Origin of the sequence: Agrobacterium sp. SOY23 (assembly GCF_027212525.1) — a bacterium.
Taxonomy (GTDB): Bacteria; Pseudomonadota; Alphaproteobacteria; order Rhizobiales; family Rhizobiaceae; genus Agrobacterium; species Agrobacterium tumefaciens_I.
This window is the reverse complement of the sequence record NZ_JAPWDT010000007.1, coordinates 149,717-161,738: the sequence shown is the minus strand read 5'-3', so window position 1 is coordinate 161,738 and position 12,022 is coordinate 149,717. Positions and strand designations below refer to the sequence as shown.

Annotated in this window: 12 protein-coding genes; 7 read left to right on the top strand and 5 right to left on the bottom strand. The window is 56.1% G+C overall.

Going from position 1 to position 12,022, the window contains the following annotated elements:
* Positions 1–17 precede the first annotated feature (17 nt).
* Positions 18–722 carry an autoinducer binding domain-containing protein gene (locus O3S81_RS20030; RefSeq protein WP_269346013.1) on the top strand — a complete coding sequence of 235 codons (705 nt, stop codon included), beginning with the start codon at positions 18–20 and terminating at the stop codon, positions 720–722.
* Between the two features lie 10 nt (positions 723–732).
* Here O3S81_RS20030 and O3S81_RS20025 read toward each other — a convergent pair whose 3' ends face one another.
* Positions 733–1,017 carry a transcriptional repressor TraM gene (locus tag O3S81_RS20025; protein WP_060723563.1) on the bottom strand — a complete coding sequence of 95 codons (285 nt, stop codon included), beginning with the start codon at positions 1,015–1,017 and terminating at the stop codon, positions 733–735.
* Positions 1,018–1,228: 211 nt separating this feature from the next.
* On the opposite strand from O3S81_RS20025, the gene O3S81_RS20020 reads away from it, so the two are divergent.
* From O3S81_RS20020 to O3S81_RS19995, 6 genes are all read left to right on the top strand, one after another.
* Positions 1,229–1,447: a helix-turn-helix domain-containing protein gene (locus O3S81_RS20020; protein ID WP_269346008.1), complete on the top strand. Its 219-nt coding sequence runs from the start codon at positions 1,229–1,231 to the stop codon at positions 1,445–1,447.
* A gap of 352 nt (positions 1,448–1,799) precedes the next feature.
* The gene (locus tag O3S81_RS20015) at positions 1,800–2,534 is read left to right on the top strand and encodes a helix-turn-helix transcriptional regulator (protein ID WP_269346007.1); all 735 of its coding nucleotides are present in this window, start codon (positions 1,800–1,802) and stop codon (positions 2,532–2,534) included.
* A gap of 263 nt (positions 2,535–2,797) precedes the next feature.
* Complete coding sequence (locus O3S81_RS20010) at positions 2,798–3,871, top strand: class I SAM-dependent methyltransferase (RefSeq protein WP_269346006.1); 1,074 nt, start codon at positions 2,798–2,800, stop codon at positions 3,869–3,871.
* Positions 3,872–3,875: 4 nt separating this feature from the next.
* Complete coding sequence (locus O3S81_RS20005; protein ID WP_269346005.1) at positions 3,876–5,279, top strand: hypothetical protein; 1,404 nt, start codon at positions 3,876–3,878, stop codon at positions 5,277–5,279.
* A gap of 25 nt (positions 5,280–5,304) precedes the next feature.
* Positions 5,305–5,823: a GNAT family N-acetyltransferase gene (locus tag O3S81_RS20000; RefSeq protein WP_269346003.1), complete on the top strand. Its 519-nt coding sequence runs from the start codon at positions 5,305–5,307 to the stop codon at positions 5,821–5,823.
* Positions 5,824–5,953: 130 nt separating this feature from the next.
* Complete coding sequence (locus tag O3S81_RS19995; protein WP_269346001.1) at positions 5,954–6,895, top strand: LysR family transcriptional regulator; 942 nt, start codon at positions 5,954–5,956, stop codon at positions 6,893–6,895.
* Here O3S81_RS19995 and O3S81_RS19990 read toward each other — a convergent pair.
* The 4 genes from O3S81_RS19990 to O3S81_RS19975 all read right to left on the bottom strand — a co-directional run bounded on the left by O3S81_RS19990 (position 6,892) and on the right by O3S81_RS19975 (position 11,916).
* Positions 6,892–7,836 carry an NmrA/HSCARG family protein gene (locus O3S81_RS19990; protein WP_442864958.1) on the bottom strand — a complete coding sequence of 315 codons (945 nt, stop codon included), beginning with the start codon at positions 7,834–7,836 and terminating at the stop codon, positions 6,892–6,894. The genes O3S81_RS19995 and O3S81_RS19990 overlap by 4 nt on opposite strands.
* A 302-nt stretch (positions 7,837–8,138) precedes the next feature.
* Positions 8,139–9,803, bottom strand: coding sequence for a Zn-dependent hydrolase (locus tag O3S81_RS19985; RefSeq protein ID WP_269345997.1), 1,665 nt, complete (start codon positions 9,801–9,803; stop codon positions 8,139–8,141).
* On the bottom strand, positions 9,803–10,738 hold the full coding sequence (locus O3S81_RS19980) for a dihydroorotate dehydrogenase (RefSeq protein WP_269345995.1): 936 nt from the start codon (positions 10,736–10,738) through the stop codon (positions 9,803–9,805). The genes O3S81_RS19985 and O3S81_RS19980 overlap by 1 nt, the downstream gene beginning before the upstream one ends.
* Positions 10,738–11,916 (bottom strand): dihydroorotate dehydrogenase electron transfer subunit, encoded by a 1,179-nt coding sequence (locus O3S81_RS19975; protein ID WP_269345994.1) that lies wholly within the window; start codon positions 11,914–11,916, stop codon positions 10,738–10,740. The genes O3S81_RS19980 and O3S81_RS19975 overlap by 1 nt, the downstream gene beginning before the upstream one ends.
* Between the last annotated feature and the right edge of the window lie 106 nt (positions 11,917–12,022).

Below are 12,022 nucleotides of genomic sequence, written 5' to 3'. Positions count from 1 at the left end.
GAAGACAGGAGTAGCTCGTGAACGAAAGTCTCCGCCCACTTATTGACATGCTGGAAGCCGCGCCTGACGAACACATGGTCAAAAACGCGGTCAAAATGTTTGCGAAATCCCTCGGCTTCGACCGCTTCGCTTATCTGCAGACGGAAGGTCTGGAGGTCAGAACGTTCAACTCCTATCCGGAGGTCTGGCAAGACACTTATCTCGCCGGCGGCTACGCCCGTATAGACCCCGTCGTCACTGAGGCGAAACGACGCCGGGAACCCTTTACATGGAGTGCCGAAGACTGGCCAGCGAGTGGCTCATCCCCGCTGCGACGGTTTCGTGATGAGGCGATCGATCATAAAATCCGTTGCGGCGTGACCATTCCTGTCGAGGGAAGTTTCGGCTCGATGATGATGCTGACCCTGGCATCGTCAAGAAGAAGAGCGGATTCGACGGAGTTGTTCGACTCCCAAAGCGCAATTCGGGCTGTTCTGGCTGTTCACTACAGTCTGAAGATCGTAGCGGGCAAAACTATTGTCGCGCCACGGCGAATGCTGTCACCGCGGGAGCACATGTGTGTGGTGTGGGCCATGAAGGGAAGAAACACGCCCGAAACGGCTATGTTAACGGGGATAAATGCCCGGACAGTTCAGCACTATCTGGACACAGCACGCGAAAAGCTCAACGCCAGAACGGTGACTCAACTAATCGGAAATGCCAAAGATCGCGGGCTGATCTGAAACCTGCCGATCAATCTTCCTCAGCCACTGTCGGGACGAAACCCAACGTGTCGATTATATCCGAGAGTTTCTCCTGTTGTGCCTCGGATTTTCGCTGCCGGGACAGATATTCGTCTTGCAAGGACTGCGTAACGCAGGCTGGCACTGACGGATCCTCGCTCGCGCGTGTCCATTCTTCGTACATAATCTGATCAGCTGCGAGCAACGCCCGATGCTCCCTGATTGCCGATATCGCCAGTTGTTCCAGTTGGGACCGGTCCATCGACTGGTAGCTCAGCGCGCTTTTTTCACACATTTCACCGTCCCTCCCGTTCTCCCGCAGCGTATATAACAGAGACATGTGACAAATCAGACTGGTAAATTCATCTATTCGGCGCGTATTCACCCCGTCGAAGCGCCGCGGAACACAGATTCCAAAACCGGTAATGCAACAGATACCATGCAGGATGTCGAATCGGAACTATCGTTCCTAGAACCATAGTTCCGATTAAGGTTCCGCTAATGTCATGGATCTCAAGGAGACCATGGCGATCAATCTGCGTAGGATTCGTCATGAGCGGCAAATGACGCAGGAAGAACTCGCGGACCTTTCCGGGATAAGCGCCCGTTATGTCGGTGCGATAGAACGGGCTGACAAATCCGCAAGTGTCACGGTTCTGGGCAAGATTTCGGATGCGCTCGGTATCGAGCCGGGTGACTTGTTGCGCGCGACACGCAAGGGATGATCGCTTTCACTCGTAACTCTGTCCAGGACAGGTACCCTTCGCGTCCCGACCTCCGTTCAGAGCATTGACGAAACGACTCCGGCTTCTGCCAGGATTTGACCTGACAGGTCTTTCGCAGACAGAATGATGTCTGCAATCCTTTCGAAGTCCGGCAAGTTCGGAGTGTTTCCGTTCGATCAAAAGCCCGATCGATAACATTCCCCCTGACGGCAGCAAGGCTCTCCGTTACGCAAGTTGTCGAATTCCGCAAATTGCACGACCGGCACGTTTCGGCATTTACTGCCTTTTTCATCGAAGCGGAGGGCGCGCCGCGATCCAACGGCAACTCGCGCCACCCGGAAATCATCGGCAAATGGCTGAAACTCGGATGTCCAAGCTCTCGTTATCCATTGCCACGCTGCTTGGGGCCGATAGCAGGCGCGATATTGAAAGCGCAATCAGCAAAATCCGGGACCTGTACGGATTTGCTCATATGACATTCTTGTCCGTTGGAATTTCAGTCGGGGAGCGAGCTCAATGGGCATTCTGCACGACATATCCGGGTGAGTGGACGTCGCGTTATCTCGAGAGAAACTACTTCAGGATCGACCCCGTTGTCGCGATTTACAGAACCGGATTTCAGCCAGTCGACTGGGCGTCGCTCGCAGAATTTTCCGACGGAGTACATGAGCTGTTCCACGAGGCTCTCGAGGTGGGGATCGGCCGTAACGGCGTCACAATGCCGATACGAGGTCCCTCAGGAGAGCGTAGCCTTTTCTCAGTGACATCAAACCTCTCTGTGGAGAACTGGATAGAACTTCGGCGATCGACCAAACACGATCTGATGCTTCTGTCACACTACATGCACGAGAGATTTATGGCGGTCACCGGGACGCGTAGCCATTACTTCCGGGCTCTCTCCAGACGGGAACGGGAATGTCTCCAGCTCCTTGCGGGAGGTGTCGTGCCAAAGAGAATCGCCCACCGTCTGCACCTGTCCGAGAGCGCGGTTCGGCTCTACCTTGCTTCGGCGAAACGAAAGCTGGACGCAACCACAATTTATCAGGCGATTGCTCGAGCAAGCATCCTTGAGCTGATCGAGGTTTGAACATAGCTGTCCGTTTTTTCACACTCCCTGTGACTTCGCCAATGAGGCAGACGCGTGATGCAGTCTTCAACGACGCGTCGGGACGACCAATCGTTTGCTCCGGCAGTTCGTCAATCTGGTGAAACTGGCAGATTGTACCCTCATCATTCTCCACGGCATTTTCGCTGAACAACGACTGTGGGTCTTGACCGCGGCGACACCAGTTGCCGCGTCCGGCCAAGCGGTAGCGCATGTCATTTCGGCAACAGCGAGGACAGGCAGCGATGGATGACAAGGTAATCGACGCGTGGCGACGTGCCCCTCGACTAAACGAATTTGCCGACTTTTTCGAAAGGACAGCGAGCGGTCAGGAGGGTGCGCCTGATTATGGTGCGCCCGCCGCTGAATACGATCTGCTGCAATTTGATCTCGATTGCCTCATCTATGCAGACACCCACCGGCGACTTTGGGGCAAGTTCGAGCATCATTACTTTGCGAGCATTCCTTTCCGGCTGGAGGAGGAGTGCCGTCTCGCGGCTGCGGCGTTCCGGTTTTGCCTGAGGGCCTGGGCACGAGAAAACCGGGCGGCCACCTTGTACACCCTGGGCGCTGGCGCGGGCAGTCTTTCGCGTTCCCTGGCGAAACTCGGCGACGGACGCATCAAGACCCTCAGTTGCAGTCCAACGGTCGCAAACCGCGTATGCTTCTATGAGAAGCGCGGCAGCGAGCATGCGAATTTCTTCGACGGCGCATTCTTCGAGCTTAACGAGGAACGTTACTCGACCGATCAGGATCTTGAGCCCTTTCGCCACGGGTTCGACGTGCTCATGGAAGATACCACGTTCCAGATGTATGGGACCGACCGTGACAGGCAGACGAGATTTGTCGCTCGCTCGGTACGGTCGACCGGCGTGCTGGTGCAGGTCCAGAAACTTCTTCATCCTGATCCATTGGTCTACGCAGAGCGTGAGCGCCAGAAGGACGAGATGTTCAAATCGCGTTTTTTTTCACCTGCCCAGATCGCGGAGAAAAGACGTGAGGTCCTCAATACCATGGTCGATTTCCAAGTAGATATGGCAACGACCAGGGCAGCCCTTCAGCGGTGTTTTCGCTACAGCGTGGTGACCTGGAACAGCGGCAATTTCTATACGATCATTTCATCGAATTGCCGGCACTCGATGATCGATTTCGTCTCATCTCTGGTGAAACCGGCCATACCTAACGACTTCTGTCATGAGACTTTGCCACAGATCATAGTTGACGATGACAGAGAACCACTTTCCGACAATTGGCAGTGGCGCCCCTCTCAAGCGACACCACCTATCGAGACGAGGCCGCCACGGTCCTGCGGGGGATGAACTTATGGCTGATAACCATGAAGAACCCGGAAAATCTCGTGTTTCTTCCGGGCAGATCAGACAAGCCCTGACGCATTTGTTTCCGGAACTCGGAACGTTCTGGCCGCGTCCACTCTCCGACTACGCCCATGCGGTCTACGATCGTGTTGATCGAGGAAACTGCTCCGTCCGCAATGACGCGATGGGCCGGTTGCAGACCCTCGTCAGCAACGTGGCCCTGCGATCGGGAGCAAGCGAGGACCAGGCGCTTGATGCTGCCAGGCAGATATCCGAGTTGCCGGTCATGCAAAGTGGACCACACTGTTTTTTGATGGTTGACCCGGAGGCTTTTTACACACACCTGTTCAGCGCGCTTGGGTTAAGTTCCCATAGACGCCGGTGGCACATGTACTTCGGCTGTTCGACCGTGAAGTTTATTGAAAGGCCTGGCAAGGGGCCCGGCTGGTTTGACGACAGCGGTCATCTCGTCAACGTCTTCGGTCTGTCGAGAAGGCGCATGGGCTCGACCAGTCTTTGTGGCCACAACGGGCCTTACGAATTCAAGCTCGACGCCGACATTCCGTCTGCTGTAAGTCCCACCGCTCAATGGCTCAAAACCCACTTGCCTGAAACGGTGTTTCCGACGGCAAGCGATGCGATCGTTGCTGCCAACCAGACACTCTGGAAGCAGTTCTTCCCGCTTTCGCTACAACTGCTCCAGTTCAATGACACCGACATCGGAGAACTCGTTGCCGATCATTTCGAAGATCCGGATTCGTGGCTCTCCAGACGCTTCGCGGGCGATAATCTGGTCGCGGAGAAAATCCTTTGCGCAATAGATGATCTGAACGGTGGTCTCTGGGCCGCTTGGGTAAGGCGAACGACTGACTTTTTCTGGGGTCTTGCGGGCGGCCGGATCGTTCCCCTTCGGCTGGACAACGGTGTGCTTACAGGTTCAATCACTTCCGGCATCAGTATCCCGTTCACTCCTCAGAATCTTGCTCTTTCGCTGCGCCAACACCGGTTGATCCCGAACTTGCTCATGATGGCGCTCGTGACATCAATCCTTCCGGGTGTGCGGCTGCTCGGAGGCAGCCGGCAGACCGTATATCATCCGCTCATGCGTTATCTCGTCGCGACCGCTCTGGACGTCGAGCATGATCGCGCCCTTCTGGCCGCTATACGCAATGACAGGCGTGCCGGCATGTGGGGTCATCGCGTTCTGCGTCCCGCAAATGCCTTTCCATTGCTGGAAACAGAGAAGACAGGACACGGCCTCGCCGTTGCGGCGGCATACGGTGAACAATCGCTCGAAACATCGGCAGGCGATCTTTCTTTCTTCACGGCCGATCCGATCTGGCCGGTGATGTGCGGACATATCACAAGCGGAAAGATCACCGCCGCGTCGACGGAATGGCAATGGGCCTAGCAGAGGCACAAACCGAGGCACCACCATGGCACAAGCGAAATGGCAAATCCGAGAGATTTCAGTGGCGGAAATGGACGCGTTTCGCCAGATTCGTCTTGAGGCGCTGCGATGCGAGCCGCAGGCTTTTGCAAGTATTTACGGAGACTGGCTGAAACTCCCGGACGCGGAATGGGAGGCTCGGATGAACATTCCTATTTTCGTCGCCTTTGTGGAGGACCGGCCAGTCGCGCTGATGGCCCTGAAACGACTTAAGCCGCCGAAAATGATGCATCGGGCAACGCTCATGATGGCCTACGTGAACAAGAGCTTTCGCGGTTCCGGTCTTGCCGGCGAATTACTGGATGCGGTCATACACCATGCGCAGAGCAAAAGAATTGCACAAATCGAGCTCGGGGTACGTGCCGACCGTAAGCAAGCGATCCGGTTTTACAAAAATGCCGGTTTCGCCGAAATCGGGAATATCCCTCAAGGCCACGAGGACGCCGGCGGCGCATTTGACGAGATCCTCATGGCCAGACGACTGAACGTGCGGCCTTGCTGTTGATCAGCACAGTTGGAAGCTGATCCGTCTTCGTGGTTTGCAAGGCGCAGACTGACGGCGCTTGTCCAACGCGGCCTATAGCCAAAAAGTGATGGGCGGAATACAAAGGCCAAGAACTGGATTTTGCCGAAAAATGGATGACAGAGGCCTTTCCCTGGAGCGAATGCGAACCTTTGTCCGTGTGGCCGAGCGCGGCAGCCTGTCAGCGACGGCCAGAGATCTTGATATCGGGCAGTCGACGGTAACCCGGCATATCAACGAGCTCGAAGAGACTGTTGGCGTTCCTCTTCTTGGACGAACCACGCGTCGGGTCACTTTGACCGAGGAGGGCAGCCGCTATTATACGAACTGCGTCCAGATTTTGCGGCTGGTAGAGCAGGCGACGGACGAAGCGAGAGACGCCCGTCGGGTCCCCGCCGGCGCTGTTCGCCTCTCCTGCACTGCAGCACTAGGCGTCATGCATGTCACGCAGATGGTCTTCGAGTTCCAGGACAAGCATCCTGATATCCGTATAGAGCTCAATCTCACGGATGAACGAATTGATCTTGCCCGCAAGGGTGTCGACATCGCGGTTCGGCTGGGGCCGATCATTGATGGGGCAATGAAGCTTTTCCCGATCGGCGCAAGTCACCGAAGACTTGTGGGCTCACCTGATTACTTCACTCGCCACGGACGCCCTGCACGTCCCGCCGAATTCTCACAGCACAACTGCGTGATGATGTCCAACGTCGCGGGAAGCAACCAGCTTTTTCTGACTGCTTCGGATGGAGTACGCCTGATGGTGCCGGCGAGTGGCACCCTGGTTGTCGACCATGGGCTCGCCGCCCGGGCTGCTCTCGCTGCCGGCCGAGGCCTTGGTCCGGCGCACCTCTGGCTCGTCCAGGATCTATTGGATGCCGGCAAGCTCGAAACCGTGCTTGACGCCTACGATCTCGACCCTGTCCCTGTCAGTCTTCTCGTTGTTCCCGAAAGGGCCGGCATTGCCCGCGTGCGGCTGCTGACCGACTTTCTCGTTGAAGAGATCCGGAAGCTTCCGGGGATTAGGCCATACCGGCCACGGCACGATCAAACCTAGATACCGAAAGACTGCCGGTCTCCCCGCCATCCCGTCGTCCGCAGGAATTGTTCCCAGTTCAATGTCTCCGGATTCAACTTGCGGCTCCAATCGAGATCGCGTTCCTTTGCATAATATCCGTATTCGACGGCGTATTCGACCATACCCAGGAGCTCATCCACCAGGAGTTCGTTGTCAGCAAAATCCGGAAAATTTTGCAACAGGCCATTGCGTGTGAAGGCATTGCGATACTCGGCCCTGATACCCGTTACCCGCTGAAAGGTGTCCACGATCTCCCGCGGGGAGATCAGGTCACCGACGATCGGGAGTGTCTTGCCGTCATAGAGCGCGGGGTTGGAGAAAATCTCCAGCACAACAGGACCCGTCGCCGTCAACGGGTCGACGAAAGGTGCGCGGAAATCTTCCGGAAGGTAGATGGGCAGGAGAAGCGTATCGCCCTCATAACGAGGAACATAATATTCCAGGAGGTTGGTATAGAAGAAGGCGAGCATGACGAAGGAACGGGAAATGGGTAGCCCGCGAATGTAATCGGCAACCTCGGCCTTGTCCGTGAAATGCGGCGCATATTTTGTGCCGGCTGAAATCCTGTCGACGTTCTCGAGCGTGCTGAACACGATATGCTGCACGCCTGCCGCCACCGCAGCGTCTGCGAGCTGCCGGCCGAGCGGTGCTTCGCTTGTGTCGGGTGGTGTGATGGGAGGCGTCATCAGGAAAGCGCCTGCCGCGCCTTCGAAAGCGACGACAAGCTCTTTCGTCCGGCCGGAAGGAACCCTGATGACCTCCGCCCCCATATCCCTGAGCGCAACGGCTGCAGGAGATCCATCATTCCGGGTCAATGCACGAACCCGGAAGCGCTTGCTTCGAAGCAGGGTCGCCGCAACGCTCCGGCCCTGCTTGCTCGTCGCTCCGACAATTACGATTATCGGTTTGTCATCATTCATCACGGCTATCTCCAATCCTGTCTCTCGGCCTGCGCGATGTCATCAAGGCGAGAAGCAGCTTGCTGCTCCCGTCTCATCGTGCTGATGCCAGAAGAGGTAGGTTATGGCGGCCGGCAGCACTATCCTCTGCGGCCGGATTTCATTTTGCCGTTTTATGGATAGGTTTCATTTGATCAAACACCCTGTCATCCTGCTCAAGACATCCACGGGATTCGAGCGCGCCAGATACCGGACGAAAAGGCGGCGATGAGCTCCTGGAGCAATCCCCGATCACCCAAATGCGCACAGGCGAGATGGCATTTTCAAAGCTGTTGGCCTTGCTCCCCGGCAATAAAATGTATTGCCATCATTGATATAGCCTTCAGCTTCTGGTCTGCGTCCGAGCCCCCAAATGCTTGATCAAGTGTGTCTACGGCGTCCTGGAAGCGGTCCAGTTCGCGGTCAAAAACATCCGCCTGCGTGGCCTCGCCATAATGCAGATCGGCGAACTCCTGGGCTGCCACCGCAAGAATGAAATAGCCAGCAGCCCGCTCGGGATCCGCCAGCGCGGCCTTCCGGGCCACGGTTGCGGCGCTGTGATAAGCCCGAGAGCCGTTGCCTTTTTCCCGGATGATATCGGTAATCATTTTAAACATGGGGTTCTTCGCCTTTTCTCTTTCCCGAGGGGAGAGCTCCCTCGAAGGTAATGCAATCGGGTTGATCAGAAGCTGATAGAGAATGTCCGTTGCGACGTCGAAATCCTCGATTGCCATCGCTTCTTGCGGATTATGTGATCCGTTGCGATTGCGGATAAAGATCATACCGGATGGAATTCCCGCTTCCGAGAACACCGCCGCATCATGGCCGCCACCTGATGCAAGCAGGCAAACGGGTGAACCTGTCGCCCTGGTGGCCTCCCCCAGGTGAGCGATGAGTTTCTCATCGCAGATCGCCGGACTCGTCCATAAAACTTCACCGGTATCGAAACGAACCGCGCGCTCGCGCTCGATACGAGCGATCTGGGCAAGAACAAACGAATGCATACTGTCAAGCATCTCGCTATCCTGGCTGCGAATATCCAGGCTGAACTCTATAAAATCGGGGATCCGGGTCAGTGCATGTTTCTGTTGATCTGTTGAAACCATACCACTGGTTATGACGAGATCACGGCCGGCGGCAACAAATTCATGCCAGGCGGCATCGAGAACGTTGAGAAGTTCCGCCATGGCGAGCACCGGATCGTGTCTGTAGGCGAGGGGAACCGCCCCGGAATGACCTGCCTCGCCGTAACAAGCGATTTTTCTGTAACGAAAATTGCCGCGTATACCCGACACGATCCCGGTCGGCAGATTGCGTTCGACCAAAACAGGCCCCTGCTCGATGTGGACCTCGAGATAGGCGCTCACACGTTTCGCGTCGATAATCGGTCTGCCGGCGCAAATCGGCTCCATGTCGATACCCAGGGCTTCCATATGGTTGGACAGCGTGCGTCCATCACCTCGATGTCTTGCGGCAAGTTCCTCCGGTGAAAGGACGCCAAGAAGGGCTTTGGACCCCACGTAGCAGGGACCAAACCATGCGCTTTCCTCGCCGCGCATGGCAATGACCTTTACCGGCTGGGAGAAACTGTTGCCCTCCCGCTTGGCGCGAACCAGGCACATGATACCTGACAGAACCCCGGCCAGTCCGTCGAAATTCCCTCCGCGAGGAACGCTGTCGACATGTGAACCACACAACACAAAGCGATCGGCCGTCTGATGTTCGGGCAGCGAGAATACGACGTTGCGGCCCTGATCCCACACAGCGGCCAGCCCTTCAGCACGGGCAAAATCCATCAGGAACTGCAGCGTACCGGTTTCGATATCGGAGAACGCGGGTCGACTGACGCCTTCGAGATCGGCTGATTGCATGGCGACCTGCCTGAACAGATGGACAGCCGTGCCGGACAGGTCGTTGATTTCGCCCATGTTCGCAAGGGTTGCAGGCATCAGATATACTCCGCAAGAGCGATCGTTTCTCTGGCAAGTTTTGCAGTGCCGATCAATGCATCCACACTGGCGAGGCCGCGGGCAATGAGCGCAGCTTCGAGCTCGCGAACAAGACGCGGCATGGTATTGGGGCTGATAAAAGTGGCGGTGCCCACCTGAACGGCACGTGCGCCGGCCATCAGGTATTCGATGACGTCATCAACCGTAGAGATACCCCCGCAACCGATTACAGGGATGGAAACCGCGTTAGCGCATTGATATGTCATGCGCAGCGTGATTGGTTTTATGGCCGGGCCGGACAGGCCGCCCATAACATTGCCAAGCCGGATCTCGCCGGTGCGGCTGTCAATGGCCATCGCGAGCATGGTATTGGCCGCGACGAGTGCGTCGGCACCTGCCGCTTCGGCTGCCTGAGCCACTTCCACCACTTCACCTGTATTAGGCGACAGCTTTACCCAGAGCGGCAGATCGGTTGCGTCACGAATTTTCCGAATCACGTTTTCGGTCGAACCGGGGCGCATGGCGAAGGCCTTGCCATGATCTTCAATATTGGGACAGGAAATGTTGATCTCGATCGCGTCGACACCTGGAATGCTGATCTCCTCGGCGAACCGGGCAAAATCGTCGGCCGTTCCCGAAGATATGCTGACGACAAGAGGCGCCTCATACTGCGTGTAGAAAGGAATTGTGTTCCTGACAAACCAGTCCGCCCCCTTGCTTGGTATCCCGATCGAGTTCAGCATTGCACCACTGATCTCACAAACGCGTGGCACAGGGTTGCCTGAACGTCTTTCACGGGTGATGGTCTTGGTCACATGCGCACCAATGCAGTCCAGGTCGAAAACATCTGCCAATTCTTCGGAAAATGTGCCGGACGCCGGCATGATCGGGTTTTTTAGCGAGAGAGTTCCGATCCGCGTGGAAATATCCGTCATCACAGCACCTCATCGAGGTCAAAGACAGGGCCTTCACGGCAGACCCTGAGATTGACTGCCTCTGCCGAACGCTTGAAGGGTCTTACACAGGCCTGGCACATGCCAATGCCGCACGCCATATGCTGCTCCAGTGCAACCTGCCCCCCGATACCATGTCTGGTAGCGATGTCCTGCAACATGCGCATCAGGCGGGCCGACCCGCAGGTGAAGAACGAATCGACCTGGTGGCTCTTGACCAGCTTATCGATTAGCGGTGTCAGGCTCTCCACACCGGAATTGCTTTCCAGATCGGTAACGGTGATGACTTCCGCGCCATAGGCGTGAAACAGGTCTGTGGACATAAGAAGCTCGGGAGAGCGTGCACTGCAAATAGCTGTCAGTCGCCGCCCCGTGTACGCACATTCCCTGGCAAGCGGTGCAAGCGTCGCCAGCCCTACACCCCGCGCCAGAAGAAGAGGCCGTTGCCATTCAGCCTTTAATTCGAAACCCTGGCCAATCGGGCCGACGATATCGAGCGTGTCGCCTGCCTTCAGTTCAGACAGCGCACGGGTACCTGCACCAGCCACCTTGTAGAGGAAGGCTAGCTCTCCTTCTTCCAGGTCATACGAGTAGATGCTCATCGGTCGACGGAAAAATGGCTGGAATTGATCCGTCTGCGGGCAAAGAATGTGAAAGAACTGGCCCGACCGGCAATCGAGCACTGAATCGGGGGCCGAGAGGACAATCAGGCGGTACTGGCCGTTTACCGGTTCGTGTCGTTTTATGATCGTCTCAACCTCATGAATGGATCGATGAGGTGGAAGGGGAGCGGAAGCTGGAAAGGCACAAAGACTGGCTGACATGTGTGAATCCGGGAAAAGACGGGCGGCCCTCCAGCGGCCAAGTCCGCTGTTGAGGCAAGCATCGACAGAGAGGAAAGTACGCAGACGGAAACACCGGCATCGCGCGACCGAAACCCAGATCAGCGTCGAGCGATAAGGCGATAAAGTGTCATGGGCACTCCTGCGTTCAAAAACAGAACATACGTCCTCAACGCTTGAACAGTCAACAAAATTCTCAAAATTGAGATTAATCGCATCAATAATCAGGCAAAGGGTGCGCTTCCCGGCGACTTCAGCGCAAATCCATTGAGAGTGAAGCGCTGTCTGGCCTGCCGGCACCCACATCAGTTTGGTCAAAAAACTGTTCTTGATACGAGTCTCATATTTAATGATATATTTTGCATTATGAAACTTTTATCTATATATGAGAATAATCTCATTATTAATGCTAAATGACGACAAA